The sequence below is a fragment of the Okeania sp. SIO2B3 genome (genome assembly GCF_010672525.1).
Taxonomy (GTDB): Bacteria; Cyanobacteriota; Cyanobacteriia; order Cyanobacteriales; family Microcoleaceae; genus Okeania.
On sequence record NZ_JAAHGH010000004.1, the window covers coordinates 1 to 19,531 of the forward strand.

The 19,531-nt window shown below is 37.4% G+C and carries 16 protein-coding genes, 1 pseudogene and 1 riboswitch; of the genes and pseudogenes, 7 read left to right on the top strand and 10 right to left on the bottom strand.

Annotation, left to right across the window (positions count from 1 at the left end):
• Nucleotides 1-524: 524 nt before the first annotated feature.
• The 3 genes from cobW to F6K15_RS04335 all read right to left on the bottom strand — a co-directional run bounded on the left by cobW (nucleotide 525) and on the right by F6K15_RS04335 (nucleotide 4,111).
• Nucleotides 525-1,592 carry a cobalamin biosynthesis protein CobW gene (cobW, locus tag F6K15_RS04325; protein ID WP_293058191.1) on the bottom strand — a complete coding sequence of 356 codons (1,068 nt, stop codon included), beginning with the start codon at nucleotides 1,590-1,592 and terminating at the stop codon, nucleotides 525-527.
• Nucleotides 1,593-2,985: 1,393 nt separating this feature from the next.
• Nucleotides 2,986-3,390: a DUF1636 domain-containing protein gene (locus F6K15_RS04330; RefSeq protein WP_293057516.1), complete on the bottom strand. Its 405-nt coding sequence runs from the start codon at nucleotides 3,388-3,390 to the stop codon at nucleotides 2,986-2,988.
• 46 nt (nucleotides 3,391-3,436) lie between these two features.
• Nucleotides 3,437-4,111 carry a HupE/UreJ family protein gene (locus tag F6K15_RS04335; protein ID WP_293057519.1) on the bottom strand — a complete coding sequence of 225 codons (675 nt, stop codon included), beginning with the start codon at nucleotides 4,109-4,111 and terminating at the stop codon, nucleotides 3,437-3,439.
• Between the two features lie 25 nt (nucleotides 4,112-4,136).
• A riboswitch (cobalamin riboswitch) is annotated at nucleotides 4,137-4,294 on the bottom strand.
• 453 nt (nucleotides 4,295-4,747) lie between these two features.
• On the opposite strand from F6K15_RS04335, the gene clpX reads away from it, so the two are divergent.
• The 3 genes and pseudogenes from clpX to F6K15_RS04350 form a co-directional block, all read left to right on the top strand.
• Nucleotides 4,748-6,109, top strand: a complete 1,362-nt coding sequence (gene clpX, locus F6K15_RS04340) for an ATP-dependent protease ATP-binding subunit ClpX (protein ID WP_293057522.1) — start codon at nucleotides 4,748-4,750, stop codon at nucleotides 6,107-6,109.
• A 290-nt stretch (nucleotides 6,110-6,399) separates the two neighbouring features.
• Nucleotides 6,400-6,702: an RNA-binding protein gene (locus F6K15_RS04345; protein ID WP_293057525.1), complete on the top strand. Its 303-nt coding sequence runs from the start codon at nucleotides 6,400-6,402 to the stop codon at nucleotides 6,700-6,702.
• A 783-nt stretch (nucleotides 6,703-7,485) separates the two neighbouring features.
• A pseudogene (locus F6K15_RS04350) lies at nucleotides 7,486-7,701 on the top strand (hypothetical protein); the annotation flags it as partial.
• A gap of 651 nt (nucleotides 7,702-8,352) precedes the next feature.
• On the opposite strand, the gene F6K15_RS04355 reads toward F6K15_RS04350, so the two are convergent.
• The 3 genes from F6K15_RS04355 to F6K15_RS04365 form a co-directional block, all read right to left on the bottom strand.
• Complete coding sequence (locus tag F6K15_RS04355) at nucleotides 8,353-9,612, bottom strand: RNA-guided endonuclease TnpB family protein (RefSeq protein WP_293057527.1); 1,260 nt, start codon at nucleotides 9,610-9,612, stop codon at nucleotides 8,353-8,355.
• Between the two features lie 263 nt (nucleotides 9,613-9,875).
• Nucleotides 9,876-11,060, bottom strand: a complete 1,185-nt coding sequence (locus F6K15_RS04360; RefSeq protein WP_293058194.1) for an aspartate aminotransferase — start codon at nucleotides 11,058-11,060, stop codon at nucleotides 9,876-9,878.
• Between the two features lie 82 nt (nucleotides 11,061-11,142).
• A complete protein-coding gene (locus tag F6K15_RS04365; protein WP_293058197.1) occupies nucleotides 11,143-12,321 on the bottom strand; it encodes an iron-containing alcohol dehydrogenase family protein in 1,179 nt (392 codons plus the stop codon).
• A gap of 928 nt (nucleotides 12,322-13,249) precedes the next feature.
• Between F6K15_RS04365 and F6K15_RS04370 the strand changes: the two genes are divergently transcribed.
• Nucleotides 13,250-13,549 carry a hypothetical protein gene (locus tag F6K15_RS04370; RefSeq protein WP_293057530.1) on the top strand — a complete coding sequence of 100 codons (300 nt, stop codon included), beginning with the start codon at nucleotides 13,250-13,252 and terminating at the stop codon, nucleotides 13,547-13,549.
• 489 nt (nucleotides 13,550-14,038) lie between these two features.
• Here F6K15_RS04370 and F6K15_RS04375 read toward each other — a convergent pair whose 3' ends face one another.
• The 3 genes from F6K15_RS04375 to coaD all read right to left on the bottom strand — a co-directional run bounded on the left by F6K15_RS04375 (nucleotide 14,039) and on the right by coaD (nucleotide 15,789).
• Nucleotides 14,039-14,710, bottom strand: a complete 672-nt coding sequence (locus F6K15_RS04375; protein ID WP_293057533.1) for a DivIVA domain-containing protein — start codon at nucleotides 14,708-14,710, stop codon at nucleotides 14,039-14,041.
• Nucleotides 14,711-15,109: 399 nt separating this feature from the next.
• The gene (locus tag F6K15_RS04380) at nucleotides 15,110-15,328 is read right to left on the bottom strand and encodes a hypothetical protein (RefSeq protein ID WP_293057536.1); all 219 of its coding nucleotides are present in this window, start codon (nucleotides 15,326-15,328) and stop codon (nucleotides 15,110-15,112) included.
• Entirely contained in the window at nucleotides 15,289-15,789 is a 501-nt protein-coding gene (gene coaD, locus F6K15_RS04385) for a pantetheine-phosphate adenylyltransferase (RefSeq protein WP_293057539.1), read from the bottom strand. The genes F6K15_RS04380 and coaD overlap by 40 nt, the downstream gene beginning before the upstream one ends.
• A 165-nt stretch (nucleotides 15,790-15,954) precedes the next feature.
• On the opposite strand from coaD, the gene F6K15_RS04390 reads away from it, so the two are divergent.
• From F6K15_RS04390 to F6K15_RS04400, 3 genes are all read left to right on the top strand, one after another.
• A complete protein-coding gene (locus tag F6K15_RS04390; protein WP_293057542.1) occupies nucleotides 15,955-17,106 on the top strand; it encodes a DUF58 domain-containing protein in 1,152 nt (383 codons plus the stop codon).
• Between the two features lie 430 nt (nucleotides 17,107-17,536).
• A complete protein-coding gene (locus F6K15_RS04395) occupies nucleotides 17,537-17,899 on the top strand; it encodes a ferredoxin thioredoxin reductase catalytic beta subunit (protein ID WP_287517789.1) in 363 nt (120 codons plus the stop codon).
• Nucleotides 17,900-18,157: 258 nt separating this feature from the next.
• Entirely contained in the window at nucleotides 18,158-18,556 is a 399-nt protein-coding gene (locus tag F6K15_RS04400; protein ID WP_293057550.1) for a DUF309 domain-containing protein, read from the top strand.
• 278 nt (nucleotides 18,557-18,834) lie between these two features.
• On the opposite strand, the gene F6K15_RS04405 is transcribed toward F6K15_RS04400, so the two are convergent.
• Nucleotides 18,835-19,089: a hypothetical protein gene (locus F6K15_RS04405; RefSeq protein WP_293057553.1), complete on the bottom strand. Its 255-nt coding sequence runs from the start codon at nucleotides 19,087-19,089 to the stop codon at nucleotides 18,835-18,837.
• Nucleotides 19,090-19,531 lie beyond the last annotated feature (442 nt).

Sequence of the window (19,531 nt, forward strand, 5' to 3'; positions counted from 1 at the left end):
CGGATACTCCAACACTGAAAAAAATCAGCAAATTTTGGCAAATTTTGCTAAATTTCCCTATTCCGCGATCCTCATTTCTCTCATTCTCCCTAAATCATTAACTTATGAGACTTTGAAACAGCCCTGCTCTAAAAGGGGGGACTTTGTGCTATACATAAAAAAAGCGGAAAGGTATTCAACCGTTCTAAAAACCTATAGCTACGTAAATTGTAGCGTTTGCACCTTGAAAACTGCGGTCAGACCCCGCGTCGCCGTCAGGCGCAAGGGAATGCTGACCAAGAGAAGAGTTATGGAGTTTTGTACAGTAATGCTTGTACATGGAAAAGCTCTAAGCAACAAGTACCAGAGAACCAAAGTTTTTTTTTAGGTTTAAACTGTACCGTAGGACATACTGTAACAGGATCTTGAAATAGAGCAAAAGCGCAGGCGTGAGAACCATCTCTGGATTAGATTCCGCAAAGTATTTGATTGAAGTGGACTCTTTGTTAGCGTAGCCTTGCGTCAGCAAACCAAGAATCCGGGTTTCAGGAGAATCTCCGCGCCTTTAAGTTGGAGAGTATGTCAACCAACTCAGACTGAATTTTTTTTAGTTGCAAATCACGACCAATAAATACTAACTTAGTCTGTTTAACTTCCTCTTTTTGCCACTGACGGTCATAGAAATAATCAAAGCGCGAACCAACTCCCTGTAAAACTAAACGCATTGGTTTATTTGGCACCGCAACAAAACCTTTAATTCGATAAATTTCATCATTTATCGCTAACCTTTTCAACTTTTCTACTAACTCTTTTGGTTCAAACTCTTGCTCTAAAATTAAATGAACAGAATTAATTTCATCATCATGTTCGTGGTCTTCCTCCGTATCATGGTGACTAGGGCGAGCATCTAAATCATCTTCAACTGCTGCATTAAATCCTAACAATACATCCGGACTAATTTCTCCCCCTATACAAGGAACTATTTTTACAGTTTTAGGCAACTGTTCCTTTAACCAATTTTGTACTTTATTTAAAGTAGCTTCATCAACCATATCAACCTTAGTTAATAAAACTAGATCGGCACAAGCTAACTGGTCTTCAAATAATTCCTCAATTGGTGTTTCATGGTCTAAATTTGGGTCAGCTTGACGTTGAGCTTCCAAAGCATCAATATCTCCTACTAAAGTACCATTTGCTACTGCTTCACAATCAACAACAGTAACAACTCCATCTACAGTTGCAGAAGTCTTAATTTCCGGCCAACGAAATGCTTGTACTAAAGGTTTAGGTAATGCTAACCCAGAGGTTTCTATTAAAATACTATCAATTTTTTCTCGACGCTTTAAGAGTTGCTGCATAGTAGGAAAAAATTCTTCTTGCACTGTACAACAAAGACAACCATTTGTTAGTTCAACAATGTTATTAGTGGCATCTTCTTCATCACAAACTTGACAGGAACGTAGAAGTTCTCCATCTATGCCAACTTCTCCAAATTCATTAACTAAAACTGCAATACGACGACCTTGATTATTTTGTAATAAATGGCGAATTGTGGTAGTTTTTCCACTGCCGAGAAAGCCTGTAATTACAGTGACAGGAATTTTTGCACTCATAAATTTTAATACTGTTCCTTGATGATTTTTTTGACAAATTAAAAATTGAGAATAAGGAAAAATCCAGGAGTCAAAAATTAGAATAAATAAAACTAAGCACAAAATTACTTAGATTTATTAGGTATAGCAGAAGTAAGAAGGAAGAATTAAGAAGGTAGGATCGAAAAATCTTATGTTGTCTGAATTTTAAGCTTTTGATATCTCCTAAACCTTTCCTTTGACTACTATGAATATTTTATGAACTTGGATGTTTTCCCTTATCTATAGCAAAAGCAAATATTGAGTTGCTTAGGAAATAGAGTAATGATAAATAAAATAAGGGGAAATATTTTTCCCATTTTTGCTTTCTGGAGCTGTTATACAAATTTGAAAAAAGAATGGTTACCTTAAGTGGTACTTCAATATATTAAGTAATTAACACAGACCCATGGAACTTTTTTGATAATTAGCACCCTAGTTATTGTTAATTAGGGCTTGCTGATTAAATATCAAAGCATTAACAGATAAAGGTTGTAGCATTTTTTTGTCTAAAAAAGTGTCAGTTTTTCAGCGCAGAGAGCTGCATAAAGCTAGTATTTTGGGACGATTATGGCAGAAAAATCACTCTTACAATTTTTCCGACTACCTCCTCTATAATTCTCCTGACTCCTGACTCCTGACTCCTACCCCTACCATGCATACTTTCCATAAGCAAACCCTAATTATTCTTATCTTTACCGAATTATTAATAATTAATAATTAATAATTAAATAATTCGCGCCTTGAAGCCGACCCTTGATCGGGGAAAAAGCGGTCGTTTTGCTGGCGCACAACTTCGTTAACGCTACGCGACATGTTTGCGGAGCATTCCGTCAGGAAAAAGCGTAGCTTCCCGTAGGGTGGGATGGCGATCTTCGGAGCGACTCTGATCAGAGCGGGTCTCCTCGCCATATCCAATCGACCAAGAGAAAAGAAATAATATCTCCTGATATTCAATTCCGTAACGGTTAAAACCCGAGGTAATTATCAATTATCAATTATCCATTATCAATTAATGAATTCTCCCTTACCCCCCCGCAATGCGAAAATGTAGCAAACATTTATCAAATTGGTATTACTTGTTCCCTGCAATTAGAGTTTAAGTAGGTAGGTTTAATTAAACGTAAAAAAAATTGTCGGCACGGGTTTAACCGAAAGCTTTTACTTAAGCGCGATGAGTTCTAAAAACCTGCCCTCTAATATTGCTTTCCCCTGTTTTCTAGATAATTAAATTTATTATTTACATTGGAAATGTAAATCCTATAACTACATTTAATTAACAAAAATAGGAACTACTAAAGTTATAGTAAGGGGCGATAGAAGAAACACAATTAACATTGAAAATTATCCGTATTTATTCAACCATTAATTTTGCTTAATTCTCTCCATAAATTAATGGTGGAATTCTTGCTAAAACACCTTTTTTTAACTGCTCAGGTCTTTCCGACCAAGATAATAATCCATCAGATTTAGCATCATAGAGACTCGCACATTCTAATACTGCTGCTGATACTTCTGACAATATTTCTGTTTGAGATGGTAAATCTCCAAATACATAAGTATGCTTACCAGGAGCAGCAAAAGAAATAGCACAAGAATGGCTACAAGCACTCATACATTCTATTGGTTGGATAGAAAACCTATCACGTAACTGCCAATTTTTATATTGTTGGGAAAGTCGATCTAGTAGTTTTTCTCCTCCACTAATACCTTGTCGTTTCCCATCTTTCCAAACACTCGCACAAGTCGTACAAACAAATAGTATTTGTGGGGTAGACATTCTGTTTTTTTGATAATTTACAGGAATTTAATTGTGCTATTAACTATTAACTAAATATGGCGCTGGTGAAAAATACCATTCCAATGGCACCTATTGCCAAACCTAGGAAGCGCATTACAAGAAAGAATTTATTTTCCCAATAATTACTGACTAATTCAGCAGATTTCATTACCAATAATGCTATTAACAACTGAACCAGTGTAAAGCCTAACAAATATGCAAATAAAGGTGTCATTTCTGCACCAATAATTGCCTCTCCATAAGCATAACCGTGAAATATACCAGCAATAGCTGCAAAGATACTTAATAATTGGACACTTAGCTTCTGTTTGAGAACTAGCATAGTACCAAAAGCAACTACTGATAGAGCGATCGCTATTTCTGTTAAAGGTAAATCAATACTTAGAAGATGGATACCTGTTCCTAATATTACTGTAGCGAGAAAAGATGCTATTATTGATATACCATTGGGGATTCCTACTGCAATTAATCCAATTGCAACTACAAAAGCCAGATGATCTATTCCAATGACTGGATGTCCGACACCAGATAGGAAACCTTCCCACAAATTACTTGGTGTTTTTCCACCCATTGGATGATGAGCTATTGCCGATTCTATTGTGCTAAAAAAAATTAAAATTGCCAGTGCTACAATTTCTCTTACTCTATGCAATTGATAACCAACCCTACTTTTTGTGGGTTTGTCATGTTTGTCTTTCATCCGTACCTCGCAGATGTATTGATTATTTTTCTTAATTAATGTTGGTGGGCATTCTGGCTGAATGAAATTTTAGATTTTACTAAATTCATTTCACAGTTGCGGGACAGCGTTGGATTTACACCAAACTTTCCCTCTTACTTCTAACGACTGACCCTCGCTAGAACCAACATAGTTCACAGACTATATCACAATATTTCTCTTCTCGATCAAAATATTTTTTATTTTTATAAATTTTTAAACATTTTCTGCTTAATACATCTTTTCAAAATAGTTAGTCAGTATCTAAATCTAGATTATGCAAAAAGCTAATAAATTGTGGATATAATATAACTATAATCCCAACCTACAATTGTAATGATTCAGATTGAGCTGATTTTTATTTTTTGAGTTTAAAATAATCAGGCCAGATACTTATACTTGTTAAACGTTCTGAATATATAAATCTAATAGTAAATTATTTCAATTATCTTATTTGCAAATAAAAATGCTTAAAAATATATATAATTAGAGTTGAGAAGTTGTGAAATTCAGACTTAAATATGACTCATAAGCTGGATTTTTCAATCATTAATATCAAATAACAGCTTTTGAACTCCTCAGAAAAAAAGACCCCCATCATCAAGGAAGAAAACAAGTATGTCCAGATACGATTCCCATCTTAAATGCTCATTTTGTGGCAAGTCCCAAGACCAAGTCCGTAAGTTAATAGCAGGTCCTGGGGTCTATATTTGCGATGAATGTGTAGATATCTGTAACGAAATATTAGAAGAAGAAATTTTTAACTCTAGAAAAGATGATACTTCAGCTAGCAGAATGGAACCTCAATTAGCGAATAATCACCATTCAGGTAAGAGCAAAACTACCTTAGAAGCAGTTCCGAAACCTACAGAAATTAATCAATACTTAGATCATCATGTAATTGGACAACAGCAGGCAAAAAAAGTATTGTCAGTAGCAGTATATAATCACTACAAACGTCTGAGTTGTCAAACAAAGAATAATTCCGACAACAACGTTGACCCTGATGTGGAATTACAAAAATCTAATATCCTATTAATTGGCCCAACTGGTTGTGGAAAGACTCTGTTAGCTCAAACTCTAGCAGAATTACTAGATGTACCATTTGCTGTAGCAGATGCAACAACCCTGACCGAAGCTGGTTATGTAGGGGATGATGTAGAAAATGTTTTGTTAAGATTATTGCAAGTAGCAGACTTTGATATAGAAACTGCTCAGAGAGGAATAATATATATAGACGAAATAGATAAAATTGCTCGTAAAGGTGAAAATACTTCTATTACAAGAGATGTATCTGGAGAAGGAGTACAACAAGCTCTATTAAAAATCTTGGAGGGGACAATAGTTAATGTCCCGCCACAAGGAGGCCGTAAACATCCCTATCAAGATTTTATTCAGCTTGATACCAATTCAATTTTGTTTATTTGTGGTGGTGCTTTTGTCGGATTAGAGAAAATAGTAGAACAACGACAGGGGAAAAAATCATTGGGCTTTATTCAGGCCGAAGAGATTAATCAAGATAATATAACTTTACAATCAAAAGAAAAACGTAATATTAATGTACTAAAAAGTGCAGAACCAGATGACTTAGTTAAGTTTGGTTTGATTCCAGAATTTATCGGACGAATGCCAGTATTAACAGTAATTGACCCATTAGATGAAACGGCATTAATGAAAATATTAACTGAACCACAAAATGCTTTAGTTAAACAGTATCAAAAATTATTAAAGATGGATAATGTTAAGCTGGAATTCCAGAAAGAAGCTCTCAGGGCGATCGCTAAAGAAGCATATAGACGCAAAACAGGAGCTAGAGCATTGCGAGGTATTTTAGAAGAGTTAATGTTAGAGGTAATGTATGAGTTACCATCCCGTAAAGATGTCACCCGTTGCATTATCACTGAAGAAATGGTAGAAAAACGATCTACTGCTGAATTGTTATGGCATCCAACTTGGCATAAACACCATGAGTCTGCTTAAAAATTATCAAATTTTAATTTGACTTTTAGATGTAATATCTTTGATTTGTAGTAAGGCGAAAAAAGTATAATAGAAAAACCTGCTTGATTCTCAGCTATTAAGAATACAAATCTATTTTGAGTAAAAATTTACTTTTTTTTGCTACTGCTAAATTGAGCTTGTGATATAATAGAATATGTTATCGGTTTCGAGGATCTGTTTAAGTTCGATGGGCGTTTTCCAGTTTTTCTTTACAGACTTGTCTCCGAGTTCTATTTTTTTAAATTTTTAACTGATTTGGGAGACAGTCTATGTCAATATATGTGGGTAATTTATCCTACGATGTCACATCAGAGGACTTAAATAATGTATTTACTGAATATGGAGAGGTGAAAAGAGTTCACTTACCTGTAGACCGTGAAACAGGTCGGATGCGTGGCTTTGGCTTTGTGGAAATGGAAAAAGAGGAGGATGAAGAAAAAGCAATTGAAGCTTTGGATGGTGCAACTTGGATGGGTCGTGACATGAGAGTCAATAAGGCCAAGCCGCGAGAAAATAAGGGTGGTAGTCGCTATGGTGGTGATAATCGTAAGTTATCTGGTAGCAGATACTAACTTATCAAAAATGTTGCGAGAATGCCCGCATCAAATAGACATAGGCGTGAAAAAGAATCAGGACTTACGCAAGGACTCTACTTATGGCCAGTGTGCCATTCGGAGCTTTGCTGAACGCAAATGGCATTCGCCCCTAAAGAGTAAAGAGTGCGAATGCCATTAGCCCCTACAGATGGTGCTTTCAAGGTCAATTTGCGTAACTCCTGAGAATGTAGAAACCTTGAGGACTAAAACAGGGGGCAAGGTCGGGGAGAATAGGAAAACTCGATCTAGAGCGATAGCAGAGGTTATTTGAATGGTAATTAATTAAACGGACTGTATATAACCTCTCTACAAGGGTTGCTCGAATAGGAATATTTAATTTCTGGAGATGTCTAATGTATTTGGTGTAGGCATAAATGTATTACAAAAAACAGACCATACCAAAGGGCTAGTAACTGTTGCCCATAATCTGGTATAATCTATGATAATCTCTAATTATCTGTTTGATGATACTAGGATTTAAGACTGAGAAGTATTGCCAGATAATGTTAATCTGTCATCTGTAACTATTAGCAGAAACGCAGGTAGATGGTTTATTAGTTTCGCCCTGAGAAACAGCAACCATAATAAGTGAGAAGTCAGTAGATGTAGTTGGTGTAGATTTAGGAGTAAAAACCTTCGCAACATTATCACTATTGCGAAGTGTTTGATGGTGCGAAATCGAAAAAAAGTTAGAATAATTACTATCACGACTGCAATACCTTAACAGGCAGAAAGCCAAGTTTTCGTTCTAACTGGAAAAAAGCACAGCTAAAAATAGCTAGACTATACAGTAGAATAGCTAACATTCGTAAAGATACATTGCATAAAGTAACTACTTATTTGGCTCTTAACCATAACCCACCCGCATCCCCTCCCGGGAGGGGATCAAGAGGGGTGGGTGAAGACCTGAATGCATCAGGAATGATGGCCAACCATAAGCTAGCGAAAGCTGCCCTAGTCTGTGGTTTTTTATGAGTTTCGTAGACAGCTAGAGTACAAATGTCAACTGTACGGCTCTCGCGTTAACCATTATTGATAGATGGTTTCCTAGTTCTAAAACTTGCTCTAGGTGTGGAACTGAATCTCTATCTTGATCAGAGCGCGTAATCAAATTGCTGACACTGCAACTATAGCTGCGCTCAAGACTTGTTTGCATTTGCGTAGCATACCGTAGGGAAGCATGACAAACGGAAATGCAGCATTAAATTTAGCTATGGCGGGCAGTGAGAGCTACGCTCCACTAACGCGTTTCGCGCCAGCGTTGCGTTACGCCAGTTTTGCAAAGCAAAAGCAAACGTCCGTGACAGCTTGTGGACTGGTGAGTGACGACACTGCCAGAGTGAAGCAGGAATAGAACAGATCATCTTATGTTTCTATAGATTATCGTAGGTTTCTAAGAACGGATATCTGAAAGCAGATTCTAAAGTTGAAGTAAAAAATCTGTAGACTCGTAATAATATCATGTCCAGTTGAATACTTACACTTTGGGACAAGGAAGACAGAGGACAGCTATGCTGAAGGCAGAAGGGAAATAAAGATTCCGAGGGTAATGGTTTTTTTTATCACTAATTATCCGGACATGATATAAAACTAAATACCTTCATTGACATCCTCCCGACGCTGCTCTTACGAGACAGCGCGGGATTCCCTACCATTGCTATTAGGGGCTTTCTGTTTCATAGCACTCGCCTTCGAGGATTTGCTCCCGGAAGGTCTTACAGTCGCTCCACAGACTGACACTGCGAGTCCCGCAGCCTTCTTGGTGGGCGTTCCCTTGCGTCTTTCGCCGACGCGGGTTCCCATCCGCAAAATATTTATACTTGCATTTATATCTCTGTCATGGCGACTACCACACTTTGGACAATCCCACTCTCTAATATTTAGAGGTAGTTTTTCAACTACATGACCGCAATTAGAACAACGTTTAGAACTAGGAAAATATCGGTCAATTTTGATTAATTCACGACCATACCACTCAGCTTTGTACTCTAGTTGCCTGACTAATTCTCCCCAATTAGCATCTGATATTGCTTTTGCTAATTTGTGGTTCTTGACCATATTTTTTACTGCCAAGTCCTCAACTACTATCGTTTGGTTTTCTCTGATGAGTTGGGTTGTCAGTTTGTGGGTATAGTCAAGTCTTGAATCTTTGATTTTTGTGTGTATCCTAGCTACTTTTAGTCTGGCTTTGTGATAGTTATTAGACTTGGGGTCGGGTTTTCTATCTAGGGATTTCTGGGCTAACCTTAGTTTTTTGTGTAGTTTGTTCAGATTCTTTGGGTTAGCTACTTTTTCCCCATCGCTGGTAGTTAATAGATTGGTGATTCCTAAATCAATACCTATCTGTTTCTTTATCGGTTTGAGTCTCAAGTCTCTGGTTTCATTAACTCTCAAAGATACTGACCACCTACCAGAAGGGCTTAGTCTCACTGTAATTGTGCTTGGTACCGGGCCTGGTGGTAGTTGTCTACTCCATCTTATAGCTAATGGTTCACAACATTTAGCCAGATAGACTTGACCATCTTTCCATCTAAATGATGATTTGGTAAATTCAGCACTACCACCATTACGTTTTTTCTTGAATTTAGGGTATTTAGCACGGCCACTAAAAAAGTTAGTAAAAGCAGATTGTAGATGTCTCAAACCTTGCTGTAAGGGTACACAGCTTACTTGTGCCAGGAAATCTAAATCCTCCTGCTTTTTCCAAGAAGTAAGCATAGCTGAAGTTTGCTTGTAACTGACTCGCTGTTTGTTTTCATGCCATGCTTGAGTTCTAGCATCTAAAGCTTTGTTGTAGACTAAACGTACACAGCCGATAGTTCTCCTTAACAGATTCTCCTGTTCTGGAGTAGGGTAAAACCTAAATTTGTACGCTTTTTCAACCATCTAGTAGTAATTAAAACTTTCTTAGTCTTTGTATAGTAATATATTGTGTGTAAAACCGCAAGATTGATTGGCTTTCCTCCCGACGCTCCCCTATCGGGAGAGCGCGGGTCTCCAACCAACGTTGAGATGAAGTAGAAAGCATAGTGTCAAAGTTTTGAGTTGCACTTGCTTGTAAGTATTCAGAAATCCAGAGAAAATAATAATAAAGATCGAAGACTTAGCTAATGATGCTAGAGTCTTTCTTCATATAGAATTTGGCTACTTCAATGATAGGAAATGCCTGCCTGCTGAAACCGACTTAATGCTTCACCCAAACGTTCACATTCAGCAATTAAACTAACCCTAACATAGCCCTCTCCTCCACTACCAAAAGCATTTCCTGGAGTCAGCACAACCCCAGTTTTTTGTAATACGGACAAAGCAAAATCAGTAGATCCTACTCCTGGTGGACAAGGAACCCATAAATACATAGTTGCCAGAGTTTTCCGCACATTCCAACCCAACCTTCCTAAACCTTGAATCAGAAAATCTCGACGTTGCCGATAACGCTCTTGAACCTGATGTAAAAATTCATCCGGTAACTGTAAACCAGTTTCAGCCGCGGACTGTAGAGCGGCAAACAACCCATAATCTAAATTAGTCTTCAAAGTGCGTAACCCTTGAATTATCCGAGAATTACCAACCACAAAACCTACTCGCCAACCAGCCATATTATAAGTCTTAGACATAGTGTGAAACTCAACACCAATATCTTTTCCCCCAGGAATCTCCAATAAACTTGTAGGCTGATAACCATCAAAAGCTAACTCAGCATAACATAAGTCGTGAACCAGCATAATTTCATACTTTTTAGCAAAAGCGACAATATCCTGGAAAAATTCTCGTGGGGCAGTAGCACCAGTAGGATTACTAGGATAATTAAAATAGAGAATCTTTGCTTGCTCTGCAACACTATCGGGAATATCCCCTAAATCAATAATCCAATCATTTTCTGGTTTCAGTAAAATGCTATGAATCTTACCTCCAGCAATTAAAGGGCCACGAAAATGGGCCGGATATGCAGGATTAGGGGCTAAAACTAAATCTCCTGGATTCACATAAGCCAAAGCCAAGTGAGTCAAACCTTCCTTAGAACCCAACAGTGGTAAAGCTTCACCCTCTGGGTCAAGTTTTACATTATAACGACGGAAATACCAATTAGTAATTGCTTTCCTGAAACTAGCAGTACCTTCAAAGGGGGGATAACCATGGTTAGGTACTTCTTGTATAGCAGCGATGGCGGCCTCCACCACAGGTTGAGGAGTTGCCCCATCAGGGTTTCCCATTCCCAAGTCAATTAAATCTAGCCCTTGTTCGCGGGCACGAGCTTTTAGTTCATCTAAACGGGCAAAAACATAAGGTGGTAGTGCTTGTACCCTGTTTGCGGGATTAATCCAATCCATATTTATTACAAGTTGAAGCAAGAAATAAGGTAGGTAAAAGTCAGACTACCTAATAAACTATTTTTTTCAAAACATCAGATTTCAATCTTCAGAAATTAGGTGTAGTATCTACATAAGTTTCAATTCCTAAATTTTGTTTCTGTGACTCCTGTGGGACTGTTGTTGAAACCATTGCTGCTACCAATTGCTCAGGAATTACCCTAAATGGTAAGCGATGAATATCAGAATTTTCATGACAAGCAACTTCAGCAGCACGCCATAATTCAGATAAAGTGATTTCTCCTAACCCTAACTCACCCAAGGTTTTTGGTAAACCAATCTCATCGTAGAATTTTAACAGTTGTTGTCTGGCAGTCATAGCTAGTTGGTTGCCTTGTAGCATTTCCTCCAACCTTAGTTGGACTAATATACCATAAGCAACTTTTTCTCCATGTAATGTACCATGACTTGCTGACAAATGAGTTAGGCCATTATGAACAGCATGAGCCGCCACAGTCCGACATTGAGCACCACCAATACCTCCAATTAAACCTGCTAATAAGACTGTAGCATCAACAACTTCTTGCCACGTTTCTCCACCAGGTTCTTGTAAAGCTACTGTTGATTTTTGGAAGAGAATATCTCGCAACACTCTTGCTTGTTGGACCGCAGCAATGGTCATTGTTTGTTCTGAATGGCCACTACTAACTGATGCTTCATACCATTTGGCGATCGCATCCCCAATACCAGATACTAAGATACGGGAAGGCCCAGTTTTGATGAGACCATAATCCAGAATTAGCAGGTCTGGACATTTAGCTAGACTAACATCATACAAGAAAGCGCCTTGGTCTGAGTAGACATTTGATAATGCAGTCCAAGCTGCACAAGTGCCTGCTGAGGTGGGAATGGTGACTATGGGTAAATGACATTGGTGGGCTAAGAGTTTGGCTGTGTCGAGAGCTTTGCCACCACCAATGCCAATTATCAGGTCTGCTTTTTGAGTTGTGACGATTTGGCGAAGATTAGCTAGACTGGCCTCACTACAGTCCGACCCATAGTTGGCCTGAGTAAATTTTAAATGATGATTTTGTAGTAAAGGCCCAAGGTATGGTTGAATGATATCCAAGGAGCGATCACCTCCTACAACCAAGGGATTAGTACCAAGATGGGCGATCGCTTCTCCTGATTTGGCCATAGCCTTTTTCCCCCGAATAATTTGAGTTGGAGCAATATTTAGGGATAATATGGTTGTGTCAGCTTGGGAGATGTTAGTCTGTTTAATCATGGCGACTAAGGCTAGATTAGAGTCAATTTTATTGAGTATAGGCAAATGTTGTTATACTTGTCAGGCTTTCCTAAAAATTTTTAATGTTTTTTTTGATTTTATCAATTTTATACTTAAAAAGTATTAACTTTTTTACTGGCTACTATGAGAGTAATATAATTGAGGATATTATGAAATATATGGTGTTTACAGATTAATTGTGAAACTAAAAAGTTTTCTCTACTGTTTTCTACTCCATCAAGTATTTAATTATCTATATCAAAGTATCAATCCCATAATTAATTTTTAACTATTAAATAAAAAGCGTTTCGGTTCGGAATGCTCCGCAAACAGCAATTGATGCATTCAGTATTCATAAAACAGCTTATATTTATACTTAAACCTAGATCAATGCTATTTTTAAAGGAATTTAAACTTAAGCTGATAGCTAGTTAAAATCATCACTTTTTGATTTATGCAATGATTTTTATTTACTAAAGTTAAATATATCTATGAGTAATAAATAAATTTTCAAGATGGTTGGAATTTGATGATTTGTGATACTTAACAAGTATTTATGCTCATTTCATTAATGTTTCTGCAGGTAAAAAAGTTTAAAAAAGCGGTCAGCACTCAGCAGTAAACGTTTAGAAGGGGATTTAAACCCCTCCGCGCACCTTCCGGTTTATAGAAACCGGGTATTTAAACCCAAGTATGGGCGAATGGCCATTTGCGTTCCGCAAAGCTGCCGAATGCTGCCCCTACAAGCTGTTAACGCAGTTCCTCTGCAAGAGGCTAGCTGTTTGCGGAGAATTCCGGAACGGAAATGCTAAAAGCTAATAGCTAGTTAAGTGAGGAGTCGGTAGAGTCAAATTTATTGAAAATCTTTAACAGTCATAGTCTCAACGAAAACTAAGTCTTTGCACAATTAAATTGAGGAACAAAAACAATGAAAGGTTCATTTGCGCAATATGCTCAAGAAAGCAGTACAGAGATAATACTTTATTATATCAATGGTCATTCAGAAACCTTTAGTTTACCAATAAATTCTCAACAGTTTCAAGCTATATTACCACAGTTACTCCAACAACCTTGGATAACTTTTCACTTAATAGATCAAACAGTTTGTATTTCTACAGAAAAAGTGGTGAAAATTGAAATCAAACCACCAATAAATCAAATGCAAGGAGAAGGCATCTTTGCCAACTCTCAGAGAATAACTCCTTTACAACGTAATGCTACCAGATAACAAATAATTTATAGTTTTTTTTATAGTAATCAAAATCAAGCAGGAATGAACACTGAGCAAATAAAATAAAAATTGACTGGTTAGGTATCATTGGATTTGTACTTCTAGATGCAATTCTTGTATCTCTTGCGCGGATTTTGCCAGTTAGTTTAAGCATTCCTACTCAAATACCAAAAATAGAAATGATTAGTGGGATGCCAACAATTCATTACCGGAATGCCCCGCAAACAGCTTTCAGCACGCTAAAAACTTGGGTTTAAATCCCCGACTCCTAGATTGTCGTTTAATTTTAGGAGGAGTAATGTATCCTCCTCTCAAAAGCTGACTGCTAAAAGTAGTCAAATTTTATCGAAGAATTAAGGTAAAAAGTTTCTCCTTTAAAGGAGAAAAAAGAAAAAAAATTCACGCTCCGCGTTAATCCTATCTGTTTTCAAGGAGAGGTAATAATTAATTAATAATTATTAATTATTAATTGTTGAATCTATGTCCCTATAGATTATTAGTAGAATTTAGTGGTTTTGGTATATTTCCATCTCCTTCTAATTGTTGACGACCATTGCGAATGACCTTGAGCATATCAGTTAACTGCTGTTCAATATTATCCAGAACACGATCAGCATAGTCATCTGCACCATTTTGAATTTCATCACACTCTGCGATCGCTCTAGCCTTCATTTCCTCTAACTCCTGTTGAGCTTGATAGCGAATTTGTTCAATTTCAGCAATAGTAGCTTGTTGAATCGCTTCACAATCAAGTTGAACTTGATTTCTGAGCTGATCTGCTTCTACCTTTGCCTGCTGCACAAGACCCATTTCATTTAAAATTTGGGAAGCTCGTTGTTCAGCATTTTCAATAATCTCTTCAGCATAAAGTTCAGCTTCTTGAAGAATCTCATCTTTATGTCTAACAATCATTTCTGCTTCCTGAAAAGCAACTGGTAAATTCAGACGTACTATATCTAACTGGTCTAGTAACTGTTCTTCATCGATCAGAGTACGTCCGACAAAAGGAATTCTGGGACTATCGAGAATAATCTCCTCCAGGCGATTTAGTTCTCGCTGAATATCAACTCCAGGGGAGCTACTAGCGGGTTCTCCCTCGATATTTTGTCCACTTACTTCTGGTTCAATATTGGCTTTGGCTGAGTTTTGTCCTAACATTATCTAACTGATTGAGTAACTGTTCTTTATTTATTAAAGTTAGTCCTATAAAGGGAATTCTAGGACTATCAAGAATAATTTCCTCCAATCGATTTAGTTCCTGCTGAATATCGACCCCAAAGGAGACACTGTTCAACAATTAATAATTAACAATTACCTCGAGAGTGAAAACGGATAGGATTAACACGGAGCGTGAAAATTTTTTCTTTTCTCTTGGTCGATTGGAGGCCAGCGAGGAGACCTCGCCATCCCACCCTAGAGGAAGTTGTGCTAACGACCGCTTTTCTCCTTTAAAGGAGAGGCTGTAAACCTGAATTATTTGGTAAGTTTATTCTCAATATTTTGTCCATTTACTTTTGGTTCAATTAGAATTTTATCTTTATGGGAAGCAATCCAGCGCTATTTTAAATTCAGATTCGCTATATCTAGCGAATCTAGTAGTAGTTGTTCATCAACCAGGAACCCTACAAAGGGAATTCTATGGCGATCGAGAATAATTTCCTCCAGTCGATTTAATTCTGGCTGGATATAGACTCCAGGGGAGTTATTGGTGGGTTCACCCTCGATATTTTGTCCATTTAATGCTGGTTTAATATTGGCTGAATTTTGTCGTAACATTTATAAATATCAATAGCAATGTGCTGAGGAACTAAATGATCTACCGATCCACCAAAAATGGCGATTTCCTTCACTACACTACTACTTAAAAAGCTATATTCGTTAGAGGTAGCCAAAAAAACTGTCTCTATTTCAGATGATAAGGTTTTATTTGTATGGGCCATTTGAAGTTCTTTTTCAAAATCTGAAAGAACTCGTAGACCTCGAATTAGGACTTTAGCCTGTCGCATTTTTGCATAGTTTACCGCTAAACCATCGAAACTGGCTACCTCTACATTAGATAGATGCTGTGTGGAATAGTGAATTTGATTTAAACGTTTCTCAATGGCAAATAAAGGAGTCTTACTAGGATTTTGCAGTACGGCCACAATAACCTTTTCAAAAAGCTTACACCCCCGTTCAATAATATCTATATGACCGAGGGTAATAGGGTCAAAACTGCCTGGGTAGATTGCAATCACAATATAGCTATCTTAAGAATAGTTATTCAAATATTTTAGCAAGGTTATTAGAAATATTTCCAAGATATTATTTGTCTGTTTTTTTGAGGCAATAAATATATTTAGGAGGGAATTTGATTCCTGATTGGGCAGATCATGTCTATTATCATGCTATGATTCGAGGATATGAAAATTTACTACAAAATTTCCGACTGGTTAGAAACTCACTGGGTAACACCAAGCTATGCAGGTGGGTTACTCGGAATGTTATCAATATTTTTCTTTGGTGCCGCCACTAATACTATGGCAGGATGGTTATATGTAATTAGTGGGATGAGTTTTGCACTATTAGGAATGGGTGCTGTTTTGCCTGGGCGATCGCTACGTCAAATAGGAGTACGTCGCCATCCCATTCAACCTGTAACGGTGAACGACTATTTAACTATCGCTCTCACAATTGAAAATTCTACTAATCAACCAATAGCATTAGTACAACTCAAAGATGAAATTCCTTTTGTGCTGGGAAAATCACCTCAACAAGCAATAGAAGTCATTCCTGGCAAAGAAGTTTACCATTGGACTTACCATTTACCTACCAAAAGAAGAGGAATATATCGTTGGCACGATCTTCAACTGAGAAGTGCAGCACCTCTTGGTCTGTTTTGGTGTCGCCGTAGTCGGAATGCTAAGGCTACTGCTGTTGTGTATCCTACTGTTTTACCCCTGAGTAATTGTCCGATAATAGATGAACTTGGTCAAGAAAATAGCCGTCAACTCAACGAGGATAGTCGTTATCTGATGGCTTCGGAAGGCTTAACTCGGACATTACGACCATATCGGTTTGGCGACCCTAGTCGTTTGATCCATTGGCGCAGTAGTGCTCGTTATGGAGAGTTGCGGGTTCGAGAATTAGAGGTTTCTAAGGGAGGAGAGGAAGTTATTATTTGTCTTGATAGTGCTGCTCATTGGCAAACGGATAATTTTGAAGCGGCGGTAACAGCAGCAGCTTCTTTGTATTTTTATGCTAACCGCTCTCTGAAAAATGTCCAACTTTGGACTGCTGCTACTGGGTTGGTACATGGGAATAGGGTGGTGTTGCAAACTTTGGCTGGAGTTAAGTTCGGGGAAGAGTTTGTGTTAGGAAAACCACCAAATAAGTCTTTGCTCTGGTTGACTCAAGACCGAGTTAGTTTATATTCTCTGCCTTCTGGGAGTAGGTGGTTGTTATGGTTAGATGAGTCTATTTCTCCAGGAACAGAAACATCAAAGCTTCAGCGTTCTGGTTTAGAAATTAGTTCTACTCAGCCATTAGAGTTTCAACTTCAGTCTCAAGTTTGAAGGAAGAAGGAAGAAGTAAGAAGGAAGAAGGGAAAATTGCTTGTGGATAGTCTTCGACTCAGCCATTAAAGTTTCAACTTTAGTCTCAAGTTTGAAGGAAGAAGAAAGAAGGGAAAATTGCATGAGGATGTCTTCTAGACGCCACTTCATGTCTTATAAACCCAAGCAATTTTAAGCACCCCCGTTGACGGTGGGGTATTAAACCCATGAGAGAAAAGATAAAATTGGTATAACACCCAATACCTAAGACCTACCACCTAAAACCTAAGACCTAACACCTATGTTTGTATTGACAAATTTAACTTTTTATTATATGCAGATAAAAAAATTAAAAGATTTAGAATTTTTTACCATATTTTCTCCCTAAAATGGCTTTTTGCTGTAAAATTTAAAGAATTATCTAATATCAACAGCATAACAAACGTATATTATGAACTCAACTACAGAAAGCAAACTATCCACTGAAAAATCGTTGAAGGCGATGAAAAGTTTTTCTGAAAAGTATGCCAAGAATACAAATACTTATTTTTGTGTAGATCCTTCCGTTACGGCAGTGGTAATTGAAGGGTTGGCTAAACATAAGGATGAATTGGGCGCTCCTTTATGTCCATGTCGTCATTATGAAGATAAAGAAGCAGAAGTAAAAGCTACATATTGGAATTGTCCTTGTGTTCCGATGCGAGAGCGTAAAGAATGTCATTGTATGTTGTTTTTAACTCCAGATAATGACTTTGCTGGGGAAGAGCAAACAATTACTCAAGAAGTTTTAGAAGCTACTAGAGCGACTATGTAGGTTGAAAATTAGAAGGAAGAATACCGTTTCACGGAAGCAAGACCAGGCACGGGAGCAAGATGCTCCCACTGCTCTGATCACAAACATTGCCGGACAATTTTTTCCACTTCAGTCCTTCTTCCTTCTTCTCTTTTCTCTATAATAGAGCGATCAAAAAACCTTCTCCTTTTGAAGCAATATTCCCTTCTGCCTTCTGCCTTCTGCCTTCTGCCTTCTGCCTTCTTTCCTCCTAAGTGTAAGTATTCAAACGGACATGATATGACTTCTGAACAAGAACAAATTCCTCAAGAGTTTTGGCAAGGAATTGCTGAATTTAATCAACAAGAATTCTATAAATGCCATGATACTCTGGAGGCTTTATGGATGGAAGCTGGAGAACCAGAACGTACTTTTTATCAAGGGGTTTTACAAATAGCAGTTGGACTTTATCATGCGGGTAATGAAAATTGGCGTGGTGCTGTTATGTTGTTAGGGGAAGGTATTAGGAAATTGAATTATTATTTACCTAGTTATTTTGAGATTGATGTCGATAAGTTACTGACAGAAAGTACGGAATTATTGAAAAATTTACAAGAGTCTGGTCCAGAAAATATTGCTGATTTTGTGCGCTCTTCTGATAATACAAAATACCCGAAAGTTGTCAAACTAAAATCTTAAATATAATCTTGCAGGGAGATGGGGAGATGGGGAGATGGGAGAATTTTTCTACATTATAGCAGTCGTCACTATAGTTTGGACATCGGGTAATTATGATGATTTATGACCAAAACATAAGGTCTCAACCCTCCCCTTTCAAGGGGATAAAAAAAATAAAGTTCAATATTTCAAGCCTCTGACTTTAACTGGAGGTACTGATAACTGATAACTGATAACTGATAACTGAAATGACGCGAGCAAGATGCTCGCACTAATTTTCCTAACCAATCTGGCGGTTGCTATAATTGATCAGTAGTGTAATCTATTTGCTCGATAATTCTTCCTACTTGATTTCCCGGAATACTATTATTGTCAGAATCTAAGGTACAACGCCAACAAATATTAATATTAATTGTGGGTTGACAAATAGTTAAGGCACAAGTTGTGGTTAAAGCAAGAATGATTGTTCGAGTCGTAGTTAATGCTCTTTCTACTCCTTTTTTTGGGTTTATTGGCATAGTTATTTTGGTGCGATAGTTGTTAGAATTTGTCATTTTTGTTTGAATTTGCTAGGATATTTTCGTTAAAATTTAGTTGTGCTGAAGCTGATATTTTTACCTAATAAAATGTGAAACTTGGCTAAAATTTAATAGCAAAATGTATTGGTTTTTATCAATAAAAATCGCTTCGCTTGATATTTATAATGTAGCTTTTTCCTACTATTAAATGGTTAGAAAATGTGATGAAATGTAGGGGCGAATGGCATTCGCCCTTACCCATTGTATGACTTTTTCCTACTATTAAATGGTTAGAAAATGTGATGAAATGTAGGGGCGAATGGCATTCGCCCTTACCCATTGTATGACCCTCGACGAATTTGATATTCTTCCTTTGATATTTATAATGTAGCTTTTTCCTACTATTAAATGGTGAGAAAATGTTCTGAACTGTAGGGGGGAATGGCATTTGCTAGCGCAAAGCTCCGCTAACGCCCTT

Excerpts from the sequence above, each read along its gene's own strand:
- F6K15_RS04390 (WP_293057542.1), top strand. The coding sequence starts at position 15,955 with ATGAAAATTTACTACAAAATTTCCGACTGGTTAGAAACTCACTGGGTA.
- F6K15_RS04345 (WP_293057525.1), top strand. The coding sequence starts at position 6,400 with ATGTCAATATATGTGGGTAATTTATCCTACGATGTCACATCAGAGGAC.
- F6K15_RS04330 (WP_293057516.1), bottom strand. The coding sequence starts at position 3,390 with ATGTCTACCCCACAAATACTATTTGTTTGTACGACTTGTGCGAGTGTT.
- F6K15_RS04400 (WP_293057550.1), top strand. The coding sequence starts at position 18,158 with ATGACTTCTGAACAAGAACAAATTCCTCAAGAGTTTTGGCAAGGAATT.
- F6K15_RS04405 (WP_293057553.1), bottom strand. The coding sequence starts at position 19,089 with ATGACAAATTCTAACAACTATCGCACCAAAATAACTATGCCAATAAAC.
- F6K15_RS04375 (WP_293057533.1), bottom strand. The coding sequence starts at position 14,710 with ATGTTAGGACAAAACTCAGCCAAAGCCAATATTGAACCAGAAGTAAGT.
- F6K15_RS04355 (WP_293057527.1), bottom strand. The coding sequence starts at position 9,612 with ATGGTTGAAAAAGCGTACAAATTTAGGTTTTACCCTACTCCAGAACAG.
- F6K15_RS04370 (WP_293057530.1), top strand. The coding sequence starts at position 13,250 with ATGAAAGGTTCATTTGCGCAATATGCTCAAGAAAGCAGTACAGAGATA.
- F6K15_RS04335 (WP_293057519.1), bottom strand. The coding sequence starts at position 4,111 with ATGAAAGACAAACATGACAAACCCACAAAAAGTAGGGTTGGTTATCAA.
- F6K15_RS04365 (WP_293058197.1), bottom strand. The coding sequence starts at position 12,321 with ATGATTAAACAGACTAACATCTCCCAAGCTGACACAACCATATTATCC.
- clpX (WP_293057522.1), top strand. The coding sequence starts at position 4,748 with ATGTCCAGATACGATTCCCATCTTAAATGCTCATTTTGTGGCAAGTCC.
- F6K15_RS04380 (WP_293057536.1), bottom strand. The coding sequence starts at position 15,328 with ATGTTACGACAAAATTCAGCCAATATTAAACCAGCATTAAATGGACAA.
- F6K15_RS04395 (WP_287517789.1), top strand. The coding sequence starts at position 17,537 with ATGAACTCAACTACAGAAAGCAAACTATCCACTGAAAAATCGTTGAAG.
- cobW (WP_293058191.1), bottom strand. The coding sequence starts at position 1,592 with ATGAGTGCAAAAATTCCTGTCACTGTAATTACAGGCTTTCTCGGCAGT.